The organism is Georgenia sp. AZ-5, from assembly GCF_043952095.1.
Taxonomy (GTDB): domain Bacteria; phylum Actinomycetota; class Actinomycetes; order Actinomycetales; family Actinomycetaceae; genus Georgenia.
This window is the reverse complement of sequence record NZ_JBINOU010000001.1, coordinates 602,619-628,343: the sequence shown is the minus strand read 5'-3', so window position 1 is coordinate 628,343 and position 25,725 is coordinate 602,619. Positions and strand designations below refer to the sequence as shown.

The following is a 25,725-nucleotide window of genomic DNA, read 5'->3' as shown; positions in this document are numbered from 1 at the left end:
GCCGCCACAGTGGCCCGTGAGCCAGATCACGTATAGGTAACTATCCGTCCCGGAGGTCCGCCACTCATGCGCGTGCTCGGTGTCAACGCCGTCTTCCACGACCCCTCGGCGGCCCTGGTCATCGACGGCCAGGTCGTCGCGGCTGCGGAGGAGGAGCGGTTCAGCCGCCGCAAGCACGGCAAGCGCCCGGTGCCGTTCTCCGCGTGGGAGCTGCCCGAGCTGTCGATGCGCTGGTGCCTGAAGCACGCGAACCTTCGCCCTGAGGACCTCGACGCCGTGGCCTACTCCTTCGACCCCGGGCTGGCGCGGAAGCCGGAGGAGGTTGGTCTCGCCGACCCGTGGGAGCAGCTGCGCATCACCTACGCGGAACGCGCCCCGAAGTTCCTCGCCACGGCCCTGCCCGGCCTCGACCCCGGCATCGTGCGGTTCGTCCCGCACCACGTCGCCCACGCCGCCTCGGCGGCGCTCGCCTCGCCGTTCCGCTCGAGCAGCGTGCTCGTGCTCGACGGTCGCGGAGAGCACGCCTCCCACCTGTCGGGCCACTACACGGGCGGCTCGCTGGAGACCCTCGCCGGCCAGGACCTCCCGCACTCCCTGGGGCTCCTCTACGAGTCCCTCACCCAGCACCTCGGGTTCCTGCACTCCTCCGACGAGTACAAGGTCATGGCCCTCGCCTCCTACGGCGAGCCGCGGCACCTCCCGGAGCTGCGCGACCTGATCCACGCCACCGACGACGGCGGGTTCGTGGCGCACGTCCCCGACTGGTCGCGGTGGGCGCCGCCCCGGGGCCGCGACGCGGACCTGGAGGAGACGTCCTGGCGGGGGACGTGGGCCGACCTGGCCGCCTCGGTGCAGGCCCGCCTCGAGGAGGTCATGGTGGACCTCGCCCGGTGGCTGCACGCCCGGACCGGCGACAAGGTCCTCACCATGGCGGGCGGCACGGCCCTGAACTGCGTGGCGAACTCGCGGATCTGGCGGGAGACCCCGTTCGAGGAGGTGTGGGTGCAGCCCGCGGCCGGGGACGCCGGCACGGCGCTGGGCGCCGCCCTGCAGGCGGCCGCCGACCACGGCGACGAGCCGCACCCCATGCCGTCCGCGGCGCTGGGCCGGGCGTGGACCGACGAGGAGCTGGCCGCGTGGCTGCGCGGCGCGGCCGTGCCGTTCACCACCCCGGCGGACCTGGCCGGGGAGGTCGCCGACGTCCTCGCCGGCAACGGGGTGGTCGCCTGGTTCGACGGGCGCAGCGAGTTCGGCCCGCGGGCGCTGGGGCACCGCTCGCTGCTCGCCCATCCCGGCTTCGCCGAGAACCTCGAGCGCCTCAACGACGTCAAGGGCCGCGAGCAGTTCCGTCCCGTGGCCCCCATGGTGCTCCAGGACCGCGCGGCGGAGATCTTCGACGGCGGCCCGCTGCCCAGCCCGTACATGCTGTTCGTGCACAACGTGCGGCCCGAGTGGCGCGAGCGCATCCCCACCGTGGTGCACGTGGACGGCACGGCCCGCATCCAGACCGTGGACCCCGCCCGCCAGCCGCGGCTGGGGCGGACGCTCGAGGCCTTCGAGGCGCGCACAGGTCTGCCGGTGCTGGTCAACACCTCGCTGAACACCGCCGGCCGCCCCATGGTGGACGACCCGCGCGACGCCCTGGAGCTGTTCGGCTCCGCGCCCGTGGACGCCCTCGTGCTCGGCCCGCACCTGGTGCGCCGCGGCCAGATGTTCGCCTCCGGCAGCCGCGAGGGGGCATCGGCCGCCGCGGCGCAGCCCGCCGGGGCGGTCCTATGACGGCGGCGCCGGCGTACGGCGTCGTCGTCCCCACCGTGGGCCGGCCCTCGCTGGCCGCGCTGCTGCGCACGCTCGCCGCCCAGGACGGGCCCGCGCCTGCCGAGGTCGTGGTGGTCGACGACCGGCCACTGCGGGCGGACGGCCCTCCCCCGCTGGCACTGCCGGGGCTGCCGTGCCCGGCCCGCGTGGTCCGCTCCGGCGGGCGGGGCCCCGCCGCGGCCCGCAATGCCGGCTGGCGGTCGGTGGGGGCGGAGTGGGTGGCCTTCCTCGACGACGACGTCGAGCTGCCGGCCGGGTGGGCGGCCGGGCTCGCCGCGGACCTGGCGGCCGCGGGCCCCGACGTGGCGGGCGTGCAGGGCGGGATCCGGGTGCCGCTGCCGCGGCACCGGCGGCCCACCGACTGGGAGCGCAACACCGCCGGCCTCGAGCAGGCGGCGTGGGCGACGGCGGACATGGCCTACCGCCGTGCGGCGCTGGCGCAGGTGCACGGCTTCGACGAGCGGTTCCCGCGGGCCTACCGCGAGGACGCCGACCTGGCGCTGCGGGTGCGCCGGGCGGGCTGGCGGCTCCAGCGCGGCCGGCGGCACATCGTCCACCCGGTGCGGCCGGCCGACGGGACCGTCAGCGTGCGCATGCAGGCCGGCGCCGCCTCCGACGCGCTCATGCGGGCGCTGCACGGCCCCCGGTGGCGGGCCGAGGCCGAGACGGGCCGGGGCCGGTTCCGCTGGCACGTGGCCACGGTCGCGGCCGGGGTGGCCTCCGCCGCCGCCGGCCTGGCCGGCCGGCCGCGCGCCGCGGCGCTCGCGGGCGCCGCCTGGGCGGGCCTGACGGCGCAGTTCGCGGCCCGGCGCATCGCCCCCGGACCCCGCCCGGGGCAGGAGGGCTGGACCCGCGAGTGGGGCCACATGGCGCTCACCAGCGTCGTCATCCCGTGGGCGGCGGTGCGCCACCGGCTGCGCGGGGAGCTGACCCACCGCGGCGCCGCGCCGTGGCCGGTGCCCCTGCGGGCCGTGCTGCTCGACCGCGACGGCACGCTGGTGCACGACGTGCCCTACAACGGCGACCCGGCGAAGGTGCGGCCGGTCGACGGCGCCCGGGTCGCGCTGGACCGGCTCCGGGCCGCCGAGCTGCGCCTGGGCCTGGTGACCAACCAGTCCGGCGTCGCCCGCGGCCTGCTGGACGCCGAGCAGGTGCGCGCGGTCAACGCGCGGGTCGCGGCCGAGCTCGGGCCGTTCGGGGCCGTGGAGGTGTGCCCGCACGGCCCGGACGACGGCTGCGGCTGCCGCAAGCCGGGCCCCCTGATGGTGCTGCGCGCCGCGGGAACGCTGGGCGTCGCCCCGCACGAGTGCGCGGTGGTGGGCGACATCGGCGCGGACGTGGGCGCCGCGATCGCCGCGGGTGCCCGCGCCGCGCTGGTGCCCACGCCGGTCACCCGGCCGGAGGAGGTGGCCGCCGCGGAGGTGGTCGCCCCCGACCTGGCAGCCGCCGTCGACCAGCTCCTCGCCTGGGCCGCCGGGGACGGCGGACCGCCCTCCTCCCCCGCGAGACGTCACGACCCCCCCTCCCCCGCGAGCCCCCCCGACCCCTCCTCCCCCGCGAGACGTCAAGTCCTCCCCGAGACGTCATTGCGGACGGGTGCGGCCGCGGGCGCCGCGCAGGCGGCGGCCTCGGCCGGCCCGCAGCCGGCGCCGCCCGCCGGCCGGGGGGCGCAGGCATGAGGCGGCTCCTGGCGGTGCGGCTGGACAACGACGGCGACGTGCTGGTCACCGGGCCGGCGCTGCGCGCGCTGGCCACCACCGCCGAGGTCGACCTGCTGGCCTCCCCCGCCGGGGCCGGCGCCGCCCGGCTCCTGCCGGGGGTCGCGGACGTCCTCGTCTTCGACGCCCCGTGGTCCGGGTTCGCGCCGCCGCCGGTGGACGGGGCCGCCGTCGAGTCCCTGGTGCGGACCCTCGCAGCCCGCGCCTACGACGCCGCCGTCGTCTTCACCTCCTTCCACCAGTCCCCGCTGCCCATGGCCCTGCTCGCGCGGATGGCCGGCATCGGCTTCGTCGCCGCGACGAGCGAGGACTACCCCGGCTCTCTCCTCGACGTGCGCCACCGCCGTCCGGAGGGGCTGCACGAGGTGGAGGCCGCGCTGGACCTCGCCCGGGCGGCCGGCGGCGAGCTGGCCGCCCGCGACGACGGCCGGCCCGCGGTGCGCCACCCGCTGCCGGGCGTCGCCCACCTCGTGCCCGCGCGTCCGTACGTCGTGCTCCACCCGGGCGCCTCGGTGCCCGCCCGGGCCCTGCTCCCGGAGCACGCCGCCGCCCTGGCCGCGGCGCTCGGCGAGGCCGGGTGGCCGGTGGTGGTCACCGGCGGCCCCGGCGAGCGGGACCTCGCGGCACGCGTCGCGGCCTGTGGCGCCGGCGGGGTCGTGAACCTCGCGGGGCGCACCGAGCTCGCGGAGCTCGCCGCAGTGCTGGCCGGCGCCGCGTGCGTGGTGGTGGGAAACACCGGCCCGGCCCACCTCGCCGCGGCGGTGGGCACGCCGGTGGTGTCCCTCTTCTCCCCCGTGGTCCCCGCCGAGCGCTGGGCGCCCTACGGCGTGCCCACCGTGCTCCTCGGCGACCAGCACGCGGCGTGCCGCGGCAGCCGGGCCCGGGCGTGCCCGCTGCCGGGCCACCCGTGCCTGAGCGGCGTGACGCCCGCCGAGGTCCTCGACGCCGTCGCCGCGCTCGCCGGGACCCGTGGCCCGTCGCACGCGGGCGTCGTCGCACCGACACCCGGAACCGCAGCCGCTCCCGCGGTCACCGCGCCCGCCCCGGCGGTCATGACACCGTTCCCCGCCCGGACGGAGGCCACCGCATGAGGGTCCTCGTCTGGCACGTGCACGGCTCCTGGCTCACGGCCTTCCTGCAGGGGGCCGAGGAGTACCTGCTGCCGGTGGTGCCCGACCGGGGGCCGGACGGGCGCGGCCGCGCCCGCACGTGGACGTGGCCGGGAAGCGCCCGAGAGGTCACGCCCGAGCGGCTGCGCGAGGAGGGCTGCGACGTCGTCGTGCTGCAGCGCCCCGAGGAGATCGAGCTCCTCCGGGAGTGGACCGGGCTGCGCGCCGGCGTGGACGTGCCCGCCGTCTACGTCGAGCACAACACCCCGCCAGGGCCGGCCGCCGCCACGCGCCACCCGCTGGCGGAGCGCGGGGACATCGAGGTGGTGCACGTGACCGGCTTCAACGCCCTGATGTGGGACTGCGGCGCGGCGCCGACGAGGGTCATCGAGCACGGCGTCGTGGACACCGGCTACCGCTACACCGGCGAGCGGGAGCGCCTCGGCGTCGTCGTCAACGAGCCGGTGCGGCGCTGGCGCGTGGCGGGCACCGACGTGCTGCTCCGGATCGCCGAGGAGCTGCCGGTCGAGGTCTACGGCATGGGCATGGCCGCGCTGGCGGAGCGCGCGCCGCGGCTGGCGCCCTACCTGCACGACGACGTCCCGCAGGGGCGGATGCACGACCTGCTCGCCCGCCACCGCGCCTACCTGCACCCCTACCGGTGGACGTCGCTCGGGCTGTCCCTCGTCGAGGCCATGACGCTGGGCCTGCCCGTGCTCGCGCTCGCCACCACCGCCGCGCCCGAGTCGGTGCCGGAGGAGGCCGGGGTGGTCAGCTCCGACCCCGCCGCCCTGGCCGGGGCGGCGCGGCGCTGGCTCGCCGACCCCCACGAGGCACGCGAGCGGGGTCGCGCCGCGCGCCGCCACGCCCTGGTGCGCTTCGGGCTGGACCGGTTCCTGTCCGACTGGGAGCAGCTGCTGAAGGAGGTCGCATGAGGATCGCGATGGTCTCTGAGCACGCGAGCCCGCTCGCGGCGCTGGGTGGCGTGGACGCCGGCGGGCAGAACGTGCACGTCGCCGCCCTGGCCTCCGAGCTCGCGCGCGCGGGCCACACGGTCACCGTGTACACCCGGCGCGACGACCCCGCGCTGGCCGAGCGGGTGGAGATGCTCCCCGGCGTGCATGTGGTGCACGTCCCCGCCGGCCCCGCCCGGGCGCTGCCCAAGGACGAGCTGCTGCCGTACATGCGGCCCTTCGGCCGCTGGCTCGCCCGCGAGTGGGCGACGACGGGGGCGCCGGACGTGGTGCACTCCCACTTCTGGATGTCCGGCCTCGCGGTGCGGGTGGCGGCGCGGATCGTTCCTGTGCCGCACGTGCACACCTACCACGCGCTCGGCTCGGTCAAGCGGCGCCACCAGGGCGCGGCGGACACCAGCCCGCCGAGCCGGGTCGCGCTCGAGACCCGGCTGGGCCAGGCCGTCGACCTGGTGGTCGCCACCTGCCGGGACGAGGTCGCGGAGCTGGCGGCCGTGGGGGTGACCGGCCGGGTCCGGGTGGTGCCCTGCGGCGTCGACGTCCAGCACTTCGCCCCGCAGGCGCCCGCAGGCCCGCCGGACGTCGTGGCCCAGGCGTTCCTCGCCGATCTCGGGCCGCGCGCCGCCGGGACGGCGCACCGGCTGCTGTGCATCGGGAGGCTGGTGGCGCGCAAGGGCGTGGCCACCGTCGTCGAGGCGCTGCCCGGCCTGCCGACCGCGGAGCTCGTGGTCGCCGGCGGCCCGCCCGCCGAGGCCCTCGACGCCGATCCCGAGGCCACGCGGCTGCGGCACCTCGCACGCCGGCTCGGCGTCGCCGACCGCGTGCGGTTCCTCGGCAGCGTCGCGCACTCCCACATGCCCGCCGTCATCCGCTCCGCCGACGTGGTGGTGGCCACCCCCTGGTACGAGCCGTTCGGCATCGTCCCGCTGGAGGCGGCCGCGTGCGGCCGCCCCGTGGTGGGCAGCGCCGTGGGCGGGCTGCTGGACAGCGTCGACGACGGCGTCACCGGCGTGCTCGTCCCGCCCCGCGACCCCGCCGCGCTGGCGGCCGCGCTGGCGCCGCTGCTGGCCGACCCCGCGCGGCGCCACCGCTACGGCGCCGCCGCCCGCCGTCGCGCGCTGACCAGGTACGGCTGGGACCGCGTGGCGGCCAGCACCGAGGCGGCCTACGAGACGGTCCGCCAGCCGGCGATGAGGGAGGCGACGGCATGAGCGCGCAGGCCTGGCTCGACGAGCACGAGCGCGAGCTCGTGGGGGCGGTGGGCAGCCTGCGGGCGGGGGCCGCCACGGTGGAGTCCTGGGGGCGGCGGCTGGCGGACAAGCTGCTCGCCGGCTCGCGGCTGCTGGCCGCGGGCAACGGCGGCAGCGCGGCCGAGGCGCAGCACCTCACCAGCGAGCTGGTGGGCCGCTTCCTCGCCGAGCGGCGCCCGTTCTCGGCCATCTCCCTGTGCTCGGAGAGCTCGAGCGTGACAGCCATCGTCAACGACTACGGCATCGACGAGATGTTCGCCCGGCAGGTGGAGGGCCACGGCCGGCCCGGTGACGTGCTGGTGCTGCTGTCCACCTCCGGGCGCAGCCCCAACGTGCTGCGCGCCGCCGAGCGCGGCCGCGAGCTGGGCCTGGAGGTGTGGGGCCTGACCGGCCCGGGGCCCAACCCGCTCGCGGCGCGCTGCCACCAGGCGCTGTGCATCGACGCCCCCTCCACCGCCGCCGTCCAGGCCGCGCACCTGGTGGCGATCCACGCGCTGTGCGCGACCCTCGACGAGCGCCTGGGCGTGCGGCCCGGCGCCCGCCCCGCCCTGCCGGAGGTGCGGGTCGGCCACCCGCTCGGTGAGGGCGCGACCGGCCGGGCGCAGAGTGATGGGCCGTCCGCCGGCCGGCCAGGCCCGGGCCCGGCGAACGGCCGGCGTGACGCCGGACCAGCACCTGTTCGGCGGGCGGGCGGTGACGACCGGCACCGCCGCCCGCACGTGGTCGTCGTCGGGGACGTGGTGCTCGACGCCGACGTCGACGGGCGGGTCGAGCGCCTCAGCCCCGATGCGCCCGTGCCCGTGGTCGACGTGACGGCCACCCGCGAGAGCCCCGGCGGGGCGGGTCTGGCGGCGCTGCTGTGCGCCGCCTCGGGCGCCCGCGTGACGCTCGTGGCACCGGTGGCCGACGACGCGTGGGGCGACCGGCTCGGCGCGCAGCTCGGCGAGGACGTGACCGTGCTGCGGCTGCCGCACGAGGGCGCCACCCGCCGCAAGACCCGGATCCGCAGCGCGGGGCAGTCCCTGGTCCGCGTCGACGACGGCGGACCGGGCGCCCCCGTCGACGTCCCGCGCGCCGCCGTCGCCGCCGCGCTCGGGGACGCGGACGCCGTCCTGGTCTCCGACTACGGCGCGGGCACCACCCGCCACCCGGTGCTGCGCGACCTGCTGGCGGCGGCCGCGGCGGAGCGGCCGGTGGTGTGGGACCCGCACCCTCGCGGGGGCCCCGCGGTGCCGCGCTGCGCGCTCGTGACCCCGAACCTGGCGGAGGCGCGCGCGGCCCTGGCCGACGCCGCGCCGGCCGGGGCGGCGCCGGACGAGCTGGCCACCGCGCTGCGCACCGCATGGGACGTGCGCGCCGCCTGCGTCACCGCCGGGGCCGCCGGCGCCTTCCTCGCCGGCGGCGCCGAGCCGGTGTTCGTGCCCGCTCCCGCCGTCCACGGCGGTGACACGTGCGGGGCCGGCGATCGCTTCGCCGCCTCCGCCGTGGTGGCGCTCGCGCTCGGGGCGCTGCTCACCGAGGCCGTGGAGCAGGCCGTCGCCGACGCCTCCGCCTGGGTGGCCGCCGGAGGTGCTGAGGCCTTCCGCACCCGCCGCGCCGGGACGCCCGGTGGCGCACCCGCGGCCGCCGGCCCCCGCCCGCTCGGCCCCGGCGGCGGTGCGGGACCGGCCGGCGTCGCACCCGCGGACGCCGGGCCGGAGCCCGGCGACCGGCACGGCCCCGGCGAGCAGCCGTCGCCCCAGCCGTCGCTGCGCCAGCTCGCGGCCCGGCTGCGCGCCGACGGCGGCACGCTGGTCGCCACCGGCGGGTGCTTCGACATCGTCCACGCCGGCCACGTCGCCACCCTGCAGGCCGCCCGGCGGCTCGGCGACCACCTCGTCGTCCTGATGAACTCCGACGCCTCCGTGACCCGCCTCAAGGGACCCGGCCGGCCGGTCGTCACCGCCGCGGACCGGGCCCGGGTGCTGGAGGCGCTGGACTGCGTCGACGCCGTCGTCGTCTTCGACGAGGACGACCCCCGGCGGGCGCTGGGCGAGCTGCGCCCGGACGTGTGGGCCAAGGGCGGCGACTACGGCGGCGCCCCGCTGCCCGAGGCCGAGGTCGTGCGCGAGCACGGCGGCCGCGTCGTGCTGCTGCCGTACCTCGGCGGGCGCTCGACCACCACCATCATCCAGCGTTCGGCGCTCGCCCGGACGCCGGCACCACGAGGAGGACACGCGTGACCCAGACCGCCACCACCCAGCAGGCCCCCGGAACGCCCCGAGAGGTCGGGACCGTGTTCGTCACCGGCGGCTCCTCCGGCCTGGGCGCCGCCGTGGTCGACGCCGTCGAGCGTGCCGGGGGCACGCCCGCGGTGCTCGACCGGGTGCCCCCGCGCGACGGCGTCGCGTTCGCCGAGGTCGACCTGGCCGACTCGGCAGCCGCCGCGACGGCGGTCGAACGCCTGGCGGAGCAGGTCGGCCCGCCGACCGCCGTCGTCACCGCCGCCGGGACGGACGCCTGCGGCCCGCTGCTCGAGATCGACCCCGAGGCGTGGGAGCGGGTGGTGCGGGTGAACCTGTTCGGAACCGTCGCCGTCGTCCGGGCTTGCCTGCCGTACCTGGAGAGATCACGCGGCACGGTGGTGACCGTGTCCTCCACGCTCGGGCTGCGCGGGGCGGACGCCGCCACCGCCTACTCGGCGTCGAAGTTCGGGGTGCGCGGGTTCTCCCAGGCGCTGGCCGCGGAGTACGCCGGACGGGTGGGGGTGACCTGCCTCGTCCCGGGCGGCATGCGGACCGCGTTCTTCGACGGTCGGGAGGAGCGGTTCAAGCCGGCGCCGGACCAGGACCTCAACGACCCGGCCAACACGGCCGGCGCCGTGCTCACCGCGCTGCGCCAGCCGGTGGGCTGCGAGATCCGCGAGATGCTCGTCATGGCCTCGGGCGAGACGTCCTGGCCGTGACGGCGGCAGACGGACCCGCGCCGGCCGCGGCCGGGAGGACGGCGGCGAGCAGCGACGACGTCCTCGTGCTGCGGGCGCTGGGGCTGGGGGACGCGCTCACGGGCGTCGCCGCCCTCCGCGGCCTCCGCCGCGCCTTCCCGCGCCGGCGCCTCGTGCTGGCCGGGCCCGCCGAGACGGGCGCGTGGCTGCAGCGGCTGGGCGTGGTGGACGCGGTCCTGCCCACCCACGGCCTCGCCCCGCTGCGCTGGCCGAGGGAGCGTCGCGGTCACGTCGCGGTGAACCTGCACGGCCGCGGCCCGCAGAGCCACCGGCTCCTCGCGGCCACCGGGCCCGCGGAGCTGGTCGCCTTCGCCTGCCCGGAGGCCGGCCACCACCACGGCCCACAATGGCGCGCGGACGAGCACGAGGTGGAGCGGTGGTGCCGGCTGGTCCGCTCGGCCGGCGGGCCGTGCGCGCCCGACGACCTCCGCCTGGCGGGCCCGCCCAAGGACGGCGACGTGGTGCTGCACCCGGGCGCGGCGTCCGGCGCGCGGCGGTGGCCGGCGGCGCGGTGGTCGTCGCTGGCGCGCCGCCTCGCCGGGGCGGGGCACCGAGTGGTGGTCACCGGCTCGGCCGGCGAGCGTGACCTGTGCGCGGCCGTCGTCGCCGGTGCGCGGGACGAGCGCGCCGCCGGGGGTGCCGGGGTGACCTGCCTCGCCGGGGCACTGGACCTCCCGGCGCTGGCCGAGGTCGTGGGCCGGGCGCGCCTGCTGGTGTGCGGGGACACGGGCGTCGCCCACGTGGCGACCGCGCTGGGCACGCCTTCGGTGGTGCTGTTCGGGCCCACGCCGCCGGCGTGGTGGGGCCCCGCGGTCGACACCGACCGGCACGTCGTCATCTGGCACGGCACCGGCCCCGGGGACCCGCACGGGGCGGAGGTCGACCCGGCCCTGGCGGCGATCACCGCCGAGGAGGTGTGGGACGCCGCCCGGGGGCTGCTGAGCTCGGCGCCGGCTACCGCCGCGCTGTCCGGCCGGTCATGACCCGGCGCGCACGGCCGGGGCGCCGGGCGCAGCCGGTGAGGGCCCTGTGCCGGCGCCACAGCGGCCCGGCGGCGACGGCGTAGCACAGCGGCCACCAGATCAGCGAGAGGCGATAGCCCTGGTCGCCACGGCGAGGATGAGCACCCAGCTGCCGACGGCCGCGGCGTGCACGACGAAGGCCCGGACCGCATGCGGTCCGGGCCTCAGGTGGTAGCGGGGGCAGGATTTGAACCTGCGACCTCCGGGTTATGAGCCCGGCGAGCTACCGAACTGCTCCACCCCGCGTCGTGCCTTCAACGTTACGACGCCAGGGGCTCGGGTGACACCCCGAGGGGCCATGCGGTCCGTCACACTCCGGTCGGCGGGTATTCCCTCCGGCCGGTGATCCCGCGTGCCCACCTCGGGTCCGCGCGCCTGCAGGGCCCAGCGCGGCCACGGCCAGGAGGGCGCCCCACTCCTCCACGGTGTCCTCCCCCCGGGGGACGGGTCCGCGCGCCCTCGCCACGCCGGGACCAGGTCGGCCATGACACGCCGAGTGCCGTTCCCGCCGCCCATGACGTCGACGGCGGGCCGTGTCGCCGGGCGCACCTCCACCGCCGCGGGGCGCCGTCATCCCACCTCGCCCCGGCGCACCGGTACAGGGCCGCCGTCTTCGTCCCCTCAGCATCCGCCCTCCTAGGCCCGGGCGGGACCCGGCTACGCCGACTCGGACAGGGCCTTGCGGAACCACTCCACGGTCCGGCCGAGCCCGTGCTTCCACGACACCTCCGGCTCCCAGCCCAGCTGCCCGCGCGCGAGGGTGGTGTCCGGGCGGCGCACCTCGGGGTCGTCCGTGGGGCGCGGGACGAGCTCGATGGTCGAGCGCGAGCCCGTCGCCGCGATGACGTCCTCGGCGATCCGCAGCACCGACCGCTCTTCCGGGTTCCCGATGTTCACCGGGCCGGGGTGCCCGCTGCCCGCGAGCGCGAGGACCCCTGCCACCAGGTCGTCGACGTAGCAGACGGAGCGGGTCTGGCTGCCGTCCCCCGCCACGGTCAGCGGCTCACCCGCGAGGGCCTGCCGGATGAAGGTGGGGATCGCCCGGCCGTCGTACGGCCGCATGCGGGGGCCGTAGGTGTTGAAGATGCGCACGATCCCGGTGTCGACGCCGTGGGAGGACCGGTAGGCGGTGACCAGCGCCTCGGCGTAGCGCTTGGCCTCGTCGTAGACGCCCCGCGGCCCGATGGGGTTCACGTGGCCCCAGTAGGTCTCCGGCTGCGGGTGCACCTGCGGGTCGCCGTAGACCTCGGAGGTCGAGGCGAGCACGAAGCGCGCCCCCTTGTCGCGGGCGAGCACCAGCGCACGCTCGGTGCCCACCGACCCCACGCGCAGGGTCTCGATGGGCAGCTCGAGGTAGTCCACGGGCGAGGCCGGGGAGGCGAAGTGCAGGACGAGGTCCACCGCGCCGCGCACGTGCGTGTTCTCGGTGACGTCGCAGTGCACCAGCTCGAAGCCTGGCCGCCCCAGGAGGTGGGCGACGTTCGCCGGCGTGCCGGTCAGGAAGTTGTCCAGGCACACCACCTCCCACCCGCGGCCGAGCAGGGTCTCGCACAGGTGGCTGCCCAGGAACCCGGCACCGCCCGTGACGACCGCGCGTCCGGCCGAGCCGGAGGCGTCGTGAAGCGTCCTCATCCGTGTCCTCCCTCGTCGGCCGCGGGCCCGGCGGCGACGGTCCCGCCGCCGGCGGTGACTGGCGCCCCGTGCGCGGCGGCAGGTGTCCCGTCGTCGGTGACGGGTCCCGGGTGCGCGGCCGCGGGAGGCGTCGTCGCGCCCGCCTCCAGCAGGTCCAGCCGGGCCAGCACCCGGCCGGGCACGACGCGCCGGTGACGGAGCGCGGTGGGCAGCTCCCGCAGGGCCGCCAGCGCCCCGGCGCGCTCGGGGCCGCCGGCCGTGACGGCGCGGCTCGCGCGGGCGGCGGCGCGGGGCCACGGCAGCCGCAGGAAGCCGGTGAGCACGCTGGACCGGGTGATCGCCCGCCGCCGCTCCTCGGGGGCGTGCCGCCGGGGCGAGGGGTGGTGGTGCACGGCCACGTCGTCGAGGTAGCTCATCGCCCAGCCGGCCGAGGCCAGGTCCAGCGCCAGGCGCTCCTCCTCACCGGGGAACCGCACCACCGGGTCGAAGCCGCCGGCGGCCGTGAAGGCCTCCACGCGGACCATGACGGCGCAGGCGACGAAGCCGAGCAGGGCGGCTCCCGGGGTGCCGGGCGGGGAGGGCAGCGGTGAGGCGGCCATCTCCTCGCACACCGGGTCGAGCCGCTCGTCGGGGCCGACGAGGATCCGGCCGTTGACGACGGCGAGGCGCGGGTGGTCCCGCAGGGCCTGCGCGGCGGCGGCCAGGGCCCCGGGCGCCCACCAGGAGTCGTCGTCGGCGAAGGCCACGTACGGCGTCGTGGCGCGGCGCACGCCGAGGGTGCGCGCGTAGGCGCCCACGTTCCGGGGCAGCTCGACGATCCCGACGTCCGGGTGCGCCGCCCGCACCGCCTCCACGCTGCCGTCCGTGGAGGCGTTGTCCACGTAGACCACCGGGGCGCGGTGCCGCGCCAGGCTCGCCACCAGCTCGTCGCGGCGGTTGCGGCTGGCGACGACGATCGTCACGTCCGGGTCCTCGACGTCGCTCACGCCGCCTCCCGCACCAGCCGGCGGGTGGCCCACCCCGGTCGTTGCCGCGCCCGCCGCACGAGCCGGCGGTGCTCGCCGTGCTGGAGAGGCGACAGCACCGGCGCCAGCGCCACGCTGGCCAGCGCCCAGCGCGCACCGGCGGCCCGGTTCTCCGTGAGCAGCGCGAGGGCGGTGGCGGCACCGGAGACGTACAGGATCGCGTTGTACCCGGGCATCCGCTCGGGACCCATGCCCTCGCAGCTGGTCAGCCAGGGCAGGCCCAGGCGCGTGCGCCGGTGCGGCCAGCCGCCGAGGTGGCCCAGGACGGCGGCGAGCCCCAGGCCGTTGACGGCGGCGAAGGCGGCGTCGCGCTCCGGCGGCCAGCGCCTGGCCGCTCGCATGCCACCGACCGTGGCCGCCGCCCACAGCCCGGCGGCGGGGACGGGACCGATCACCGAGGCCCCCGGCATCCCCACGCCGGCGGCGAGCTCGTAGAAGACGTGCGCCCCGAGCCCGGCGAGTCCGAGCCGGGTCAGCGGCCGGGCGTCAGCCGCGAGCGGTCTGGTCATGCGGACCCTGCCGCACGGGCGTGCTCCACCGCCGCGGCGGCACCGGACCTCCACACCTCGCCGTGGCCGGGCAGCACCACGTCCGCGTCGGTCGCGGCGAGCGCGTCGAGGGAGCGCAGGGCCATCTCCGAGTCGGCGGTGGCGGCCCCGGCAATGATCCGCGGGCCCGTGTGGCCGGTGTACGGGTCGAGCGTGACCAGGGCATCGCCGGTGAGCAGCGCCCGGCGGCCGGGCAGATGCAGGGCGCAGTGCCCGTAGGTGTGGCCGGGGGTGAACACCACCCGCGGCTGCCCCGGCACGTCCACCATGGCCGTGGGCGAGAGCTGGTGCGTCGCGGTCGCCCCCCGCACGGTGAGGGCGCCGGCCCTGGCCATGGCGCCGAGGATGACGGCGCCACGCGGGTACCGCAGGGGGTAGATGCCGCGAAGGTTCTCGTGCGCGTACCGGTAGGGGTGGGCGACGAGGTGGTGCTCCTTCTCGTGCGCCCACACCGGCACGCCCAGGCGCTGCTGCAGCCGCCGGGCGATGCCGACGTGGTCGAAGTGGCCGTGCGTGATGACCAGCGCCCGCACGTCGCTGGGACGCCGGCCTATCTCGCGAAGCGCCTGACCCAGCAACGGCCAGAAGGCCGGCAGGCCCGCGTCGACGAGCGTCACGCCGTCGTCGTCCTCGACGAGGTAGCAGTTGACGTGGGCGTGCTCGACCTGGTGCACCCCGTCGGCGACGTCCCGCTGCAGCATCGCTCTCCCTTCCATGGGCGGGCACCGGCCGCGAGAGGCCGGTGCCCGCCGGGCGTCTTTCAGGTCCGGCGCGGAGGGGTCACTCCCTGTGGAGCTTGTCCTGCACCGTGCCCGCGATCTTCTCGACGGCGTTGGGCAGGTCCGTCGTCCCGTAGTAGCGGGCGTCCACGCGGGTGGGCGGCGGCATCGGCGCCGTGGTGGTGGGGCCGTCGTGGTAGCTGAACTCACCGTTGCCGTCGACGCTCGGCCCGCTGGCCCAGCCGCCCTCCTTGGCCTTCTCGCCGTCGGAGAAGTTCAGGTACTGGTAGGAGACCTCCGTGTGCTCCTTCTTCTGCGGGAAGTTGCTCGGCACGGGCAGCTTCTCCGCGCCCTCCTCCTTCAGCTCCTCCACGGCCCGCAGCCACATGTTCTGGTGCATGGTGTCGCGGGCGAGCAGGAAGCCGAGCATGTCACGCACGCCTGAGTCGTCGGTCATGTGGTACAGCCGCGCCACCTGCAGGCGGCCCTGCATCTCGGCGTTCGCGTTGGCCGTGAAGTCGGCCAGCAGGTTGCCGCTGGCGGTGATGTAGGAGCCCTGCCAGGGGTTGCCGTTGGAGTCCACCGGCCGGGCCCCGGCGCCCGCCACGATCGCGTGCTGCACGTCCATGCCGCCGATGACGGCGGCCACGGTCGGGTCGCTCTGGACGGCGTCGTCGGTGATCCCTAGCGGCGCCTTCTCCAGCAGCTGGGCGATCATCGTCGCCAGCATCTCGACGTGCCCGAACTCCTCGGCGCCGATCCCGAACACCAGGTCCCGGTACTTGCCCGGCACGTGCATGTTCCAGCCCTGGAAGGCGTACTGCATGGCGACGGTGATCTCGCCGTACTGCCCGCCCAGCACCTCCTGGAGCTTGCGCGCGTAGACCGCGTCCGGCTTGTCGGGCGTGGCCTTGAACTGCAGCTCCTGCTTGTGGAAGAACATCGGACCCCCTCGGGGAGCGCGCGGCCCCCGGTGCTCGGTTGCTGTCATCGCGGCGCCGGATCGCTCCGGCCGGTACGGCGTCACCCGCCGACGACGTTCGCCGCCACCGTGGCACGGCTCACGGCCGGTCGCATCCGGAATGAGCCGACGCCGACCATGTCGCCCGGGCCCCGCCCGGCACCCTCGCCAGGCCTGGCCGGCCCGGCCGGCCGCCGAGTTGCCGTTCCCTCCGGTCGGGCACACGCTGACGCCAGCGCCGCGGACGCCGCGACGGCGGAACGGCGGAACGGCGGAACGGCGGAACGGCGGACACGAGACCAGCAGCCGGCCCGGCCCGGACTGCCCGAGGAGGAGGCGCACGATGTCCCGCACCCAAGAGGCCCCGCACGAGGAGCATCCGGGCAAGCCGGACTCCCCCACCGACCTCCGCAAGCCGTCCTGGGGCTACGTGCTTCGCAAGACCTTCCGCGAGTTCATGGACGACGAGTGCACCGACCTCGCCGCGGCACTGACCTACTACGCCGTGCTGTCGATGTTCCCTGCCCTCATCGCGCTCGTATCCATCCTCAGCCTGGTCGGGCAGGCGGAGCAGACCACCAACGCCATCCTTCGCCTGTTCGAGGGACGCATTCCAGACGACGCCATGTCGACCCTGCAACCGGTGATCGAGCAGCTCACCACGGCACCGGCGCCCGGTCTCGGCCTCCTCATCGGTCTGCTTGTCGCCCTGTGGAGCGCGTCGAACTACGTCAACGCCTTCGGCCGGGCGATGAACCGCATGTACGAGGTCCGCGAGGGCCGGCCGATCTGGAAGCTCCGACCGGTGATGTACGGCCTGACCGCGCTGCTGCTGGTGCTGGTCGCGGTCGCCGCGCTGCTGCTCGTGGTCAGCGGGCCCATCGCCCAGGCGATCGGAGACGTCATCGGGCTCGGCCCACTGGCGCTGACGGTGTGGAACATCGCCAAGTGGCCGGTGCTGCTGGTCATCATCGTCGTGGTGATCGCCCTGCTGTACTACGTGACGCCCAATGTGAAGCAGCTGAAGTTCCGCTGGATCAGCCTCGGCGCGATCATCGCCATCGTCGTCGCCGGGCTGGCGATCCTGGGCTTCAGCTTCTATGCATCCAAGTTCGGGAGCTACTCCGCGACCTACGGCGCGCTGGCCGGCGTCATCATCTTCCTGCTGCTGCTGTGGGTCACGAACCTCGCCCTGCTGTTCGGCGCGGAGTTCGACGCCGAGCTCGAGCGCGGCCGGCAGCTTCAGGCCGGGATCAAGGCGGAGGAGACCGTCCAGCTCCCGCCGCGCGACACCCGCGTGAGCGACAAGAAGGCGAAGAAGGAGCGCGAGGACATCGCGCGCGGCCGCGAGTTGCGCGAGCACTTCGAGAGCCACCCCGACGAGGCCAACCGCTGATCCAGGAACCCGCGGACGATCGGGTAGGGGGCCGGGTCGCCCGGCCCCTCCCACACCACCGGACATAAGGCCCGCATCCGGTGCCACCTCTCTGCTCGGGTGGTGTCAGACATGCTGACGCCGCAGCAGAATCCCGTCATCGTCGCTCGATCAGCACGCTGATGGGGTCACCACTTCGCCCGCGCCGTTTCACATCGCCCCTACTCGTCGATCGCCTTTCGGGGGCCATCCGCGCCCCCAGCAGTTCCGGCAGTGAGTGATCCGCCCGACGCCTTTGCGGCGAATCGTCGGCTGGTCGGCAGGGTGCCAACAAAGCCGCATTGGTGACGCGGCAGTGGCATCGGTGACGCGGCAGTGGCATTGGCGGCTCGGCAGTGGCATTGGTGCCGCGAAAGAGCGGCATCGGTGCCGCGGAAGTGTCGGACGAGAAGCTGAATCGACGCGCGCCCTGCTGTCATCAGTTCCAGATTCCTGACATGCCTGCGAAATGCAACGCCGCCGGGAAAGCGACGCCGCGGTTCCAGGAAGCGGTCCGGCCGGCGTGCGGCCGGCGTCCGGCCGGCGCCTCAGCCCTCGCCGAGGGTGGCGGGATCGAGAACGACCACCTGGTCGTCGCCCGGCCGGGGTTCGCCGCGGAACGTGTTGGAGGTCAGCACCCACAGGTTGCCGGTGCCGTCGGTCTCCACGGCCCGCAGCCGCCCGTAAGCCTCGTGCAGCAACCGCTGCGGCTCCCCGCCTCCTCGCGGCACCCGCCACAGCGCCTCGCCACGCAACGCCGCCAGGTAGACCGCGTCACCGGCGACGGCGATCCCCGACGGCGAGGCGTCGCCGGTGCGCCACTGCGCCACGGGGTCCGTGTAGCCGGCCACGTCGCCGCTGCCCTCGACGTCCGGCCATCCGTAGTTGGCGCCGGGCGTGATGACGTTGAGCTCGTCCCAGGTGTTCTGCCCGAACTCGCTGGCGTACATCGTGCCGTCGTCCGCCCAGTCGAGACCCTGGACGTTGCGGTGGCCGAGGGACCACACCGCCGAGCCGAACGGATTGCCCGGCGCCGGGGCGCCGTCGGCGTCGACCCGCAGGATCTTCCCGCCCAGGGACGCGCGGTCCTGGGCGTTCGCCGGCCGCTGCGCGTCCCCCGTGGTCACGTAGAGGAAGCCGTCGGGGCCGAAGGCCAGCCGTCCGCCGTTGTGGTTGCCCGCGCGGGGGATGCCCTCGACGACCACCCGGTCGGGCACCAGCTCGCCGTCGAGCCGCATGCGCAGCACACGATTGTCCGTGGCCGCGGAGAGGTAGACGAAGACGCGGCGGTCCTGGGCGAAGCCGGGTGAGACGGCGATCCCCAGCAGGCCGCCCTCCCCGCCGGGGACCACACCGGGAACGGTGCCGACGACGCGCGGCGCGGCGCCCGCCCGCACCTGCACCACCTCGCCCGAGTCCCGCAGCGTCACCAGTGCCGACCCGTCGGGCAGGAAGGCCAGGCCCCACGGCACGTCCAGCCCCTCGGCGACGACGACGGGCCCGCCGGAGGCGTCCGGCCACGCGGGCGTGGGCGCCGGCGGCGCCGGAGCCGGTGCCGGCTGCTCGGGCGCCGCTGCAGGGCCGGTCGGTGACGGGGAAGGCGACGGGGACGTCGCAGGCGTGGAGGGGCCGCCCGTGCAGGCGCCGAGCACCAGCACGGCGGCGAGCAGGCACGCTCCCCGGGCCATGCCCCATTGTGGCGGCGCGGCACCGGACGCGCGGCCGGATCGTCGTCCGCATCCCCGCCTGATCGGCACCACCGCGGGGGCGAGCGCGGGCAGCACCGCGCCGCATGACCCCGTCCGCCGCCACGTCACCGGATGCGGGCGCCGGGGCCCGGTGCCACGGTTGGACGCATGAGCGAGAACACGACGAACCCCAGCGAGCAGCCCTACGACCCCTCCAAGGACCCCGACGCCGACCCGGAGAGCCTCGAGTCCCGCGAGCCCGCCGAGCAGCGGGACCAGGCCGAGGGCGAGGAGGACGAGATCGCGGAGGGCCACGCCTGACGCCCAGGCCGCCCCGTGCCCCCGTGCCTGGGCGGCTGACAGCGGCGCCGGAGGACCGACGAGGAGGAAGTACGTGCGCGCACTGACCTGGCAGGGCAAGGAGGACGTCCGGGTCGAGAACGTCCCGGACCCGGAGCTGGTTGAGCCGACCGACGCGATCGTCAAGATCACCTCGACGGCCATCTGCGGCTCCGACCTGCACCTGTACAGCGTCCTGGGCGCGTTCATCGACCCCGGCGACGTCCTTGGGCACGAGCCCATGGGCATCGTCCAGGAGGTAGGGCCCGAGGTCACCCACATCCGGCCCGGTGACCGCGTCGTCATCCCCTTCAACATCTCCTGCGGGCACTGCTGGATGTGCCGGCACGGGCTGCAGTCGCAGTGCGAGACCACGCAGGTCCACGAGCACGACAAGGGCGGCGCGCTGTTCGGCTACACCAAGCTCTACGGCCAGGTGCCCGGCGGGCAGGCGGAGTACCTGCGCGTGCCGCAGGCCCAGTACGGCCCGATCCCCGTGCCGGACGACGGCGAGCCGGACGAGCGCTACCTCTACCTCTCCGACGTGCTGCCGACCTCCTGGCAGGCGGTGGAGTACGCCGACGTCCCGCCGGGCGGGAACGTCGTCGTCCTGGGGCTGGGGCCCATCGGGCAGATGAGCGCGCGCATCGCGCGGCACCGCGGCGCGGGCCAGGTCATCGGCGTGGACCTGGTGCCCGAGCGCCTCGCGATGGCCCGCCGGCACGGGATCGACACCCTCGACGTGCGCGAGGTGGAGGACCTGCCGGACACCGTCCGCGGGCTCACCCAGGGACGCGGCCCGGACAGCGTCATCGACGCCGTGGGCATGGAGGCGCACGGCGCGCTCGGCTCCGGCGTCGCCAAGGCCCTGCAGGCCGGCGCCGGGCTGCTGCCCGACGCCCTGGCGCGGCCGATGATCAAGAAGCTGGGAGTCGACCGGCTCGCCGCCCTGCACCTGGCCATCGCCACCGTGCGCCGCGGCGGCACCATCTCCCTCTCGGGGGTGTACGGCGGGGCGGTGGACCCCATGCCGATGATGGAGCTGTTCGACAAGCAGGTCACGGTCCGGATGGGCCAGGCCAACGTGCGGCGCTGGCTGGACGACCTCATGCCGCTGGTCACCGACGGCGCCGACCCGCTCGGCGTGCTCGACCTGGAGACCCACCGGCTGCCCCTGGAGGAGGCGCCGTCCGCCTACGAGAAGTTCCAGAAGAAGCAGGACGGCTTCATCAAGGTGGTGCTCGACCCGGCCGCGCCCGCCGCGCCGCCGGTGCCGGCGGCCACCGAGGCCGAGATCGCGGCGGCGACCGCCGCCGACGTGCGGCCCGGCGAGCCCGAGGGGGCGGGCCCGGCCACGGAGGCCGAACGCCCATGAGGGTCGCCGTCGTCGGGGCCTCCGGCAACGTCGGGACGGCGGTGCTGAGGGCGCTGGCCGACGAGCCCTCGATCACCGCCGTCCTCGGCATCGCGCGCCGCGTCCCGGACCGCGGGGCGCTGGCGCCCCCCTACGACGCCGCCGAGTGGACCGCCCTGGACATCGGCGCGGAGGCCCCGGACGACGCCGCCGAGGAGGCGGTCGTCGCGCGCCTGACCCGCGCCCTGACCGGGTACGACGCCGTCATCCACCTCGCGTGGATCCTCCAGCCCAACCACGACCGCGAGAAGCTGCGCCGGGTCAACGTCGACGGCACCCGCCGGGTCGCGCTCGCCTGCGCCCGGGCGGGCGTGGGCCAGCTCGTGTGCGCCTCCTCCTGGGGCGCGTACTCCCCCGCCGACGACGACCTCCCCCGCGACGAGACCTGGCGCACGGGCGGGATCCGCTCCTCGCACTACAGCGTGGACAAGGCCGCCCAGGAGCGCGTGCTGGACGCCTTCGAGGTGGCCCACCCGGAGGTGGTCGTCACCCGGATGCGCACCGCGCTGGTCTTCCAGGCCGCCGCCGGCGCGCAGGTGGTGCGCTACTTCCTGGGCCGGTGGGTGCCATTGCCGCTGCTGCGCCCCGGCGCCCTCCCCGTGCTGCCGCTGCCCCGGGGGCTCCGGCTGCAGGTTCTCCACGCCGACGACGCCGCGCAGGCCTACCTGCGGGCGGTGCTGCAGCGCGCCGGCGGCGCCTTCAACGTCGCCGCGGACGAGGTCCTGTGGGCCGGCGACCTCGCGCGGATCCTGGACCACGGGCGGGTGGTGCAGGTGCCGCCCCGCCTCGTCCGGCCCCTGTTCTGGCTCGCGTGGGAGAGCAAGGCGTTGGCCTCCGACGCCGGCTGGCTGGACATGGGCCTCGGCGTGCCGCTGATGGACACCACGCGCGCGCGGACCGTGCTCGACTGGCGCCCGCGGCACGGCGCCGAGGAGACGCTGCGCGAGATGCTGCTGGGCATGGTGCACAAGGACGGCACCCGGAGCCCCACCATGCGCCCGCACGACAAGCAGTTCCACGACGCCGGCGAGGTCGCCGGCCGGCACCGCGACCGCGCGACCCCAGGAGACGTCATGGCCGCCCACGTTCCCCCGCACCTGGACGCCGACCTGCTCGGGCTGTACCTCTCGGACCACCTCACCGGCGCCACCGGCGGGCTCAACCGCATCCAGCGGATGGCCCGCGCCTACGCCGACACGACGCTCGGCCCGGAGCTGGGACAGCTCGCCAGGGAGATCGGCGAGGCGCGCGACGCCCTGGAGGCGGTCATCGAGGCGCTCGGACTCCGTAAGCGCCCGTACCGGCAGGCGGCCGCCTGGGCGGCCGAGCACCTCGGCCGGCTGAAGCTGAACGGGCGGGTCCTCACCCGCTCGCCGCTCAGCGTGCTGCTCGAGCTGGAGCTGATGCGCAGCGCCGTCGCCGGCCAGCTCGGGCTGTGGCAGACGCTCATTGACCTCTCCGAGGACATCCAGCTGCCCCGGGAGCGCTTCGAGGAGCTCGCCGAGGACGCCCGGGGCTTCCAGGCGCGCCTCGAGGAGCTGCACGAGACTGCCCGCCGTCAGGCCTTCCACGAGGACAGGGAGGTCGGCGCCACCAGCGAGTGACGTCTACCGGCGAGGGCGCCGATCTGGTCCGTGCCGACCGCTCCGGCGCGGCCCGCAGCAGGGCGGCCACCTCCTCCGGCCGGGGCGGGATCGTTCGCGCACCTAGGATCGGTGGATGCGTGCGACCACGATCCACGGCCCCCGCGACGTACGGCTTGAAGAGGCTCCCGACCCGCGCGTCCTGCGTCCCACCGACGCCGTCGTGCGCGTGGTCGCCTCCTGCGTGTGCGGGTCGGACCTGTGGCACTACCGCGGCGTCGTGGGCTCCGGGGGGCCGAGCCGGATCGGTCACGAGTTCGTCGGCGTCGTCGAGGAGGTCGGCGGCGAGGTGCGGTCGGTGGCCCCCGGTGACTTCGTCGTCGCGCCGTTCTCCTACAGCTGCGGCGAGTGCGTGAACTGCCTGGCCGGCGTTCAGACCTCCTGCGTGCGGGGCGGCTACTGGGGAGCCCGGGACGGCGACGGCGACCTCGTCGACGGCGGGCAGGGCGAGTACGTCCGCGCGCCGCTGGCCGACGGCACCCTCGTGAAGGTGCCCGGCGCCCCGGACGAGGAGCTGCTCCCCTCGGTGCTCACCCTTACCGACGTCATGGGCACCGGGCACCACGCGGCCCTGCGCGGCGGCGTGCGCCCGGGCGCCACGGTCGCCGTGGTGGGCGACGGCGCCGTGGGGCTGTGCGCGACCCTGGCGGCGCGGCGGCTCGGGGCGGAGCGCGTGGTGATCTTCTCCAGGTACCCGGCGCGGCAGGCGGTGGCGCGCGCCCTCGGCGCCGACGACGTCATCACCGCCCGGGGCGAGGAGGGCGTGGCCGAGCTCCGCGACCTGCTGGGCGGGCCGGGCGCGGACGTGGTGGTCGAGGCGGTGGGCAACCAGTCCTCCATGGAGCAGGCGATCGCCGCGGCGCGGCCCGGCGGCAACGTCGGCTACGTCGGCGTCCCCAACGGCATCTCGGCCCTGCCGGTCCGCCCGCTGTTCAACCGCAACGTCAACCTCCTCGGCGGCGTCGCGCCCGTGCGCGCGTACATCGAGGAGCTCCTGTCCGACGTGCTCGAGCGCCGCATCGAGCCGGGCAAGGTCTTCGACCTCACCCTCCCGCTGGCGGACGTGGCGCGCGCCTACGCGGCGATGGACAGCCGCGAGGCCATCAAGGTCATGCTGCGCCCCTGAGGCGGAGGCGGTGACCGGGAGGGCGGAGGCGGCCGACGGGCATGTACCGGGGGGCCCCTCCGGGCCCACACTGTCCCCGTGCGGACCGTGGGCGTCGAGGAGGAGCTCCTGCTGGTCGAGCGCGGCACCGGGCAGGCGATGGCCGTGGCGGAGGCGGCGCTCGCCCAGGCGCGCGCCTGGGGCACCGCGACCCTGCCGGGGGGCGGCCCGGGCGGCGTGCTGACCCACGAGATGGCCGAGCAGCAGCTCGAGACCAACACCCGGCCGCACACGAGCATGCTCGAGCTGGAGGAGGAGCTGCGCGACTGGCGGCTCCGGGCGGCCCGCGCCGCCGCCAGCGTGGGCGCGGAGGTCGCCGCGCTCGGGACCTACCCGGCCGAGGTCGAGCCGCAGGTCGTCGGCTCGCCCCGGTACGAGGAGATGGTGCGCCGCTACGGCCTCACCGGCCGGCAGCACCTGACCTGCGGGCTCCACGTCCACGTCCGGATCGACAGCCACGAGGAGGCGGTCGCCGTGCTGGACCGCATCCGGGTGTGGCTGCCCGTGGTCCAGGCCCTCACCGTCAACTCCCCCTTCTGGCAGGGGCTGAGCACGGGGTACGCGAGCTTCCGGAGCCAGCTCATGCTGCGCTGGCCCTCCGCAGGCCCGACCGAGGTCTTCGGCTCCGCCGCGGCCTACGACGACCTGGTCGCGCAGATGATCGCCTCCGGCGTCCTGCTGGACCGCGGGATGCTCTACTTCGACGCCCGCGCCTCCGAGCACTTCCCGACCGTGGAGATCCGCTCGGCCGACGTGTGCCTGCACGCCGAGGACGCCGTGCTGGTCGCCGCGCTGTGCCGGGCGCTCGTGGAGACCGCCGCCTCGTCCTGGGCCGGCGGGGCACCGCCGCCTCCCGTGCCGGCGACCACGCTGCGCCTGGCCATGTGGCAGGCGGCCCGGGAGGGCCTCGACGGCGTCCTCGTCGACCCCGTCACGGTCCGCCCCCGCCCGGCCGCAGAGGTCGTGCGTGCGCTCCTCGCGCACGTGCGGCCGGCGCTGCGCGCCGCCGGTGACGCGGCCCTCGTGGAGGAGCGCCTGGACGTCCTGCTCCGCCGGGGCACCGGCGCGCGGCGCCAGCGCGAGGTGTACGCGCGCGGCGCCGGGCTGGCCGCCGTGGTGTCCGACGCCGCCCGGCTCACCGCCGGGGCCGACGCGGCGGCGTGGCCCGCGGAGGCCTGATCACACCTCCGGCCGGGCGCGGCGCCACACGAGGCGGGTGCCCGAGGGGGCGGTGAGGACGAGCTCGTCGTCCGCGAGCTCCAGGACCCCGTCACCGAGACCGTCGGCCGCACCCACGGCCACCACGCGGCTCACGCGCTGGGTGATGCTGCCGCCGTCCTCGTCCAGCTCGCAGGGGCCGGCCAGGGCGCCGCCCTCCCCACCTGCGCGGGTCACCTGCACCGCGACGTGGCCGTCCGGCGTGTACAGGGCGAGGCCCTCGGCGCCCTCCGCCGCCTCCCCGCCGTCCTCGGCGAGCGAGGCGAGCGTCCATGCCCCCACAAGCCGATCCCGGGTGCTGAGCGGGAGCCGCTCGCCGCGGTCGCGCCGCGCCCCTTCCTGCGTCATGTCGCGATCCCTTTCGTTCGGGCGCCGGGGGCGCCTGGGCACGCCGCCGAGGGCCCGTGGCGTGGGGCCGTGCGCACCGCCCGCCGGTAGCGGACGGAAGTAGCCCGCCGGACATCGTCGCACCCCCTGCGGTGGCGCGCCCGCCGGCCGAACCACCGCCCCGCGTCCGGAGCCCCGGCAAGATGTGGCCCGTCCGGGACAGAGACAGGGTGTGAGGGCCATGGCGCAGGAGGCGACGCGCGTGCGGGACGACGCGTGGTTCGACGCGCTCTTCCGCGCCCACGCCCCCGCGGTGCACCGGTACCTGCTGCGCCGCACGGCGGCCGCCGACTGCGAGGACCTCACCGCCGAGGTCATGACCATCGCGTGGCGGCGCCGGGAGGACGTGCCCGACGGCGCGGAGCTGCCCTGGCTCTACCGCACCGCCGGGTTCGTGCTCGCCAACCACCGGCGCAAGCGGGTCCCCGGCCCCGCCGACCACCTGCCGGAGCAGGTTGCCGACGACGACCCGGCCGACCTCGTCCTCGCCGACGAGGCCGCCCGGACGGCGCTGCTGACGCTGAGCCCGCGCGACCGCACGGTCCTGCTCCTGCACGCCTGGGAGGGCCTGGGCGGGGTCGAGCTCGCCGCCGTGCTGGGCATCAGCCGCGGCGGCGCGGACGCGGCCCTGTCCCGGGCCAGAGCCCGGCTGGCGGCGGCGTGGCCGCGGGAGTGAGCGGTCGAACCCGACGGACGGA

General features: G+C 76.4%; 22 protein-coding genes and 1 tRNA gene. 15 read left to right on the top strand and 8 right to left on the bottom strand.

Translation table 11 applies throughout. From position 1 onward, the window contains the following. Positions 1-66 precede the first annotated feature (66 nt). From ACF0H8_RS03000 to ACF0H8_RS02965, 8 genes are read left to right on the top strand one after another with little or no spacing between them, the layout of a single operon-like run. On the top strand, positions 67-1,779 hold the full coding sequence (locus ACF0H8_RS03000; protein WP_395287509.1) for a carbamoyltransferase: 1,713 nt from the start codon (positions 67-69) through the stop codon (positions 1,777-1,779). Beyond that, complete coding sequence (locus tag ACF0H8_RS02995) at positions 1,776-3,497, top strand: HAD-IIIA family hydrolase (RefSeq protein WP_395287508.1); 1,722 nt, start codon at positions 1,776-1,778, stop codon at positions 3,495-3,497. Before ACF0H8_RS03000 ends, ACF0H8_RS02995 begins: the two co-directional genes overlap by 4 nt. After that, positions 3,494-4,627 carry a glycosyltransferase family 9 protein gene (locus ACF0H8_RS02990; protein ID WP_395287507.1) on the top strand — a complete coding sequence of 378 codons (1,134 nt, stop codon included), beginning with the start codon at positions 3,494-3,496 and terminating at the stop codon, positions 4,625-4,627. The genes ACF0H8_RS02995 and ACF0H8_RS02990 overlap by 4 nt, the downstream gene beginning before the upstream one ends. Next, positions 4,624-5,580 carry a glycosyltransferase gene (locus ACF0H8_RS02985; RefSeq protein ID WP_395287506.1) on the top strand — a complete coding sequence of 319 codons (957 nt, stop codon included), beginning with the start codon at positions 4,624-4,626 and terminating at the stop codon, positions 5,578-5,580. The genes ACF0H8_RS02990 and ACF0H8_RS02985 overlap by 4 nt, the downstream gene beginning before the upstream one ends. Then, entirely contained in the window at positions 5,577-6,830 is a 1,254-nt protein-coding gene (locus ACF0H8_RS02980) for a glycosyltransferase (RefSeq protein WP_395287505.1), read from the top strand. The genes ACF0H8_RS02985 and ACF0H8_RS02980 overlap by 4 nt, the downstream gene beginning before the upstream one ends. Further along, entirely contained in the window at positions 6,827-9,091 is a 2,265-nt protein-coding gene (locus tag ACF0H8_RS02975; protein ID WP_395287504.1) for a PfkB family carbohydrate kinase, read from the top strand. The genes ACF0H8_RS02980 and ACF0H8_RS02975 overlap by 4 nt, the downstream gene beginning before the upstream one ends. Continuing rightward, positions 9,088-9,813 (top strand): SDR family oxidoreductase, encoded by a 726-nt coding sequence (locus ACF0H8_RS02970; protein ID WP_395287503.1) that lies wholly within the window; start codon positions 9,088-9,090, stop codon positions 9,811-9,813. Before ACF0H8_RS02975 ends, ACF0H8_RS02970 begins: the two co-directional genes overlap by 4 nt. Next, entirely contained in the window at positions 9,810-10,835 is a 1,026-nt protein-coding gene (locus ACF0H8_RS02965) for a glycosyltransferase family 9 protein (protein WP_395287502.1), read from the top strand. The genes ACF0H8_RS02970 and ACF0H8_RS02965 overlap by 4 nt, the downstream gene beginning before the upstream one ends. Before the next feature lie 208 nt (positions 10,836-11,043). On the opposite strand, the gene ACF0H8_RS02960 is transcribed toward ACF0H8_RS02965, so the two are convergent. The 6 genes from ACF0H8_RS02960 to ACF0H8_RS02935 form a co-directional block, all read right to left on the bottom strand. Next, positions 11,044-11,120 (bottom strand) — tRNA-Met (locus ACF0H8_RS02960). A gap of 411 nt (positions 11,121-11,531) precedes the next feature. Continuing rightward, a complete protein-coding gene (locus tag ACF0H8_RS02955) occupies positions 11,532-12,506 on the bottom strand; it encodes a UDP-glucuronic acid decarboxylase family protein (protein ID WP_395287501.1) in 975 nt (324 codons plus the stop codon). After that, positions 12,503-13,492 (bottom strand): glycosyltransferase family 2 protein, encoded by a 990-nt coding sequence (locus ACF0H8_RS02950; RefSeq protein ID WP_395287500.1) that lies wholly within the window; start codon positions 13,490-13,492, stop codon positions 12,503-12,505. The genes ACF0H8_RS02955 and ACF0H8_RS02950 overlap by 4 nt, the downstream gene beginning before the upstream one ends. Continuing rightward, positions 13,489-14,040, bottom strand: a complete 552-nt coding sequence (locus tag ACF0H8_RS02945; protein WP_395287499.1) for a hypothetical protein — start codon at positions 14,038-14,040, stop codon at positions 13,489-13,491. Before ACF0H8_RS02945 ends, ACF0H8_RS02950 begins: the two co-directional genes overlap by 4 nt. Beyond that, positions 14,037-14,780, bottom strand: a complete 744-nt coding sequence (locus ACF0H8_RS02940; protein ID WP_395287498.1) for an MBL fold metallo-hydrolase — start codon at positions 14,778-14,780, stop codon at positions 14,037-14,039. Before ACF0H8_RS02940 ends, ACF0H8_RS02945 begins: the two co-directional genes overlap by 4 nt. Positions 14,781-14,859: 79 nt before the next feature. After that, positions 14,860-15,741 carry a manganese catalase family protein gene (locus ACF0H8_RS02935; RefSeq protein WP_395287497.1) on the bottom strand — a complete coding sequence of 294 codons (882 nt, stop codon included), beginning with the start codon at positions 15,739-15,741 and terminating at the stop codon, positions 14,860-14,862. Positions 15,742-16,102: 361 nt separating this feature from the next. On the opposite strand from ACF0H8_RS02935, the gene ACF0H8_RS02930 reads away from it, so the two are divergent. Further along, positions 16,103-17,155 carry a YihY/virulence factor BrkB family protein gene (locus ACF0H8_RS02930; RefSeq protein ID WP_395287496.1) on the top strand — a complete coding sequence of 351 codons (1,053 nt, stop codon included), beginning with the start codon at positions 16,103-16,105 and terminating at the stop codon, positions 17,153-17,155. 566 nt (positions 17,156-17,721) lie between these two features. On the opposite strand, the gene ACF0H8_RS02925 is transcribed toward ACF0H8_RS02930, so the two are convergent. Beyond that, on the bottom strand, positions 17,722-18,861 hold the full coding sequence (locus tag ACF0H8_RS02925) for a PQQ-dependent sugar dehydrogenase (protein ID WP_395287495.1): 1,140 nt from the start codon (positions 18,859-18,861) through the stop codon (positions 17,722-17,724). Between the two features lie 168 nt (positions 18,862-19,029). Between ACF0H8_RS02925 and ACF0H8_RS02920 the strand changes: the two genes are divergently transcribed. From ACF0H8_RS02920 to ACF0H8_RS02900, 5 genes are all read left to right on the top strand, one after another. Beyond that, positions 19,030-19,182 carry a hypothetical protein gene (locus ACF0H8_RS02920; protein ID WP_395287494.1) on the top strand — a complete coding sequence of 51 codons (153 nt, stop codon included), beginning with the start codon at positions 19,030-19,032 and terminating at the stop codon, positions 19,180-19,182. 73 nt (positions 19,183-19,255) lie between these two features. Then, positions 19,256-20,575 (top strand): zinc-dependent alcohol dehydrogenase, encoded by a 1,320-nt coding sequence (locus tag ACF0H8_RS02915; protein WP_395287493.1) that lies wholly within the window; start codon positions 19,256-19,258, stop codon positions 20,573-20,575. Then, on the top strand, positions 20,572-22,218 hold the full coding sequence (locus tag ACF0H8_RS02910; protein WP_395287492.1) for an NAD-dependent epimerase/dehydratase family protein: 1,647 nt from the start codon (positions 20,572-20,574) through the stop codon (positions 22,216-22,218). Before ACF0H8_RS02915 ends, ACF0H8_RS02910 begins: the two co-directional genes overlap by 4 nt. 115 nt (positions 22,219-22,333) lie before the next feature. Beyond that, entirely contained in the window at positions 22,334-23,383 is a 1,050-nt protein-coding gene (locus ACF0H8_RS02905) for a zinc-binding dehydrogenase (RefSeq protein ID WP_395287491.1), read from the top strand. A 78-nt stretch (positions 23,384-23,461) separates the two neighbouring features. Next, positions 23,462-24,601 carry a glutamate--cysteine ligase gene (locus tag ACF0H8_RS02900; RefSeq protein ID WP_395287490.1) on the top strand — a complete coding sequence of 380 codons (1,140 nt, stop codon included), beginning with the start codon at positions 23,462-23,464 and terminating at the stop codon, positions 24,599-24,601. Here the strand turns inward: ACF0H8_RS02900 and ACF0H8_RS02895 are convergent, their stop codons facing one another. After that, positions 24,602-24,988: a hypothetical protein gene (locus ACF0H8_RS02895; RefSeq protein ID WP_395287489.1), complete on the bottom strand. Its 387-nt coding sequence runs from the start codon at positions 24,986-24,988 to the stop codon at positions 24,602-24,604. It lies immediately after the preceding gene. Positions 24,989-25,208: 220 nt separating this feature from the next. Between ACF0H8_RS02895 and ACF0H8_RS02890 the strand changes: the two genes are divergently transcribed. Continuing rightward, on the top strand, positions 25,209-25,703 hold the full coding sequence (locus ACF0H8_RS02890; protein ID WP_395287488.1) for an RNA polymerase sigma factor: 495 nt from the start codon (positions 25,209-25,211) through the stop codon (positions 25,701-25,703). The last annotated feature ends 22 nt before the right edge of the window (positions 25,704-25,725 follow it).

What these genes read in the sequence shown, in the direction of transcription:
- ACF0H8_RS02940 (WP_395287498.1), bottom strand. Translation starts at nt 14,780, where the DNA reads ATGCTGCAGCGGGACGTCGCCGACGGGGTGCACCAGGTCGAGCACGCC.
- ACF0H8_RS02980 (WP_395287505.1), top strand. Translation starts at nt 5,577, where the DNA reads ATGAGGATCGCGATGGTCTCTGAGCACGCGAGCCCGCTCGCGGCGCTG.
- ACF0H8_RS02945 (WP_395287499.1), bottom strand. Translation starts at nt 14,040, where the DNA reads ATGACCAGACCGCTCGCGGCTGACGCCCGGCCGCTGACCCGGCTCGGA.
- ACF0H8_RS02905 (WP_395287491.1), top strand. Translation starts at nt 22,334, where the DNA reads ATGCGTGCGACCACGATCCACGGCCCCCGCGACGTACGGCTTGAAGAG.
- ACF0H8_RS02975 (WP_395287504.1), top strand. Translation starts at nt 6,827, where the DNA reads ATGAGCGCGCAGGCCTGGCTCGACGAGCACGAGCGCGAGCTCGTGGGG.
- ACF0H8_RS02990 (WP_395287507.1), top strand. Translation starts at nt 3,494, where the DNA reads ATGAGGCGGCTCCTGGCGGTGCGGCTGGACAACGACGGCGACGTGCTG.
- ACF0H8_RS02985 (WP_395287506.1), top strand. Translation starts at nt 4,624, where the DNA reads ATGAGGGTCCTCGTCTGGCACGTGCACGGCTCCTGGCTCACGGCCTTC.
- ACF0H8_RS02890 (WP_395287488.1), top strand. Translation starts at nt 25,209, where the DNA reads ATGGCGCAGGAGGCGACGCGCGTGCGGGACGACGCGTGGTTCGACGCG.
- ACF0H8_RS02920 (WP_395287494.1), top strand. Translation starts at nt 19,030, where the DNA reads ATGAGCGAGAACACGACGAACCCCAGCGAGCAGCCCTACGACCCCTCC.
- ACF0H8_RS02895 (WP_395287489.1), bottom strand. Translation starts at nt 24,988, where the DNA reads ATGACGCAGGAAGGGGCGCGGCGCGACCGCGGCGAGCGGCTCCCGCTC.
- ACF0H8_RS02925 (WP_395287495.1), bottom strand. Translation starts at nt 18,861, where the DNA reads ATGGCCCGGGGAGCGTGCCTGCTCGCCGCCGTGCTGGTGCTCGGCGCC.
- ACF0H8_RS02955 (WP_395287501.1), bottom strand. Translation starts at nt 12,506, where the DNA reads ATGAGGACGCTTCACGACGCCTCCGGCTCGGCCGGACGCGCGGTCGTC.
- ACF0H8_RS02995 (WP_395287508.1), top strand. Translation starts at nt 1,776, where the DNA reads ATGACGGCGGCGCCGGCGTACGGCGTCGTCGTCCCCACCGTGGGCCGG.
- ACF0H8_RS02935 (WP_395287497.1), bottom strand. Translation starts at nt 15,741, where the DNA reads ATGTTCTTCCACAAGCAGGAGCTGCAGTTCAAGGCCACGCCCGACAAG.
- ACF0H8_RS02930 (WP_395287496.1), top strand. Translation starts at nt 16,103, where the DNA reads ATGTCCCGCACCCAAGAGGCCCCGCACGAGGAGCATCCGGGCAAGCCG.
- ACF0H8_RS02910 (WP_395287492.1), top strand. Translation starts at nt 20,572, where the DNA reads ATGAGGGTCGCCGTCGTCGGGGCCTCCGGCAACGTCGGGACGGCGGTG.
- ACF0H8_RS03000 (WP_395287509.1), top strand. Translation starts at nt 67, where the DNA reads ATGCGCGTGCTCGGTGTCAACGCCGTCTTCCACGACCCCTCGGCGGCC.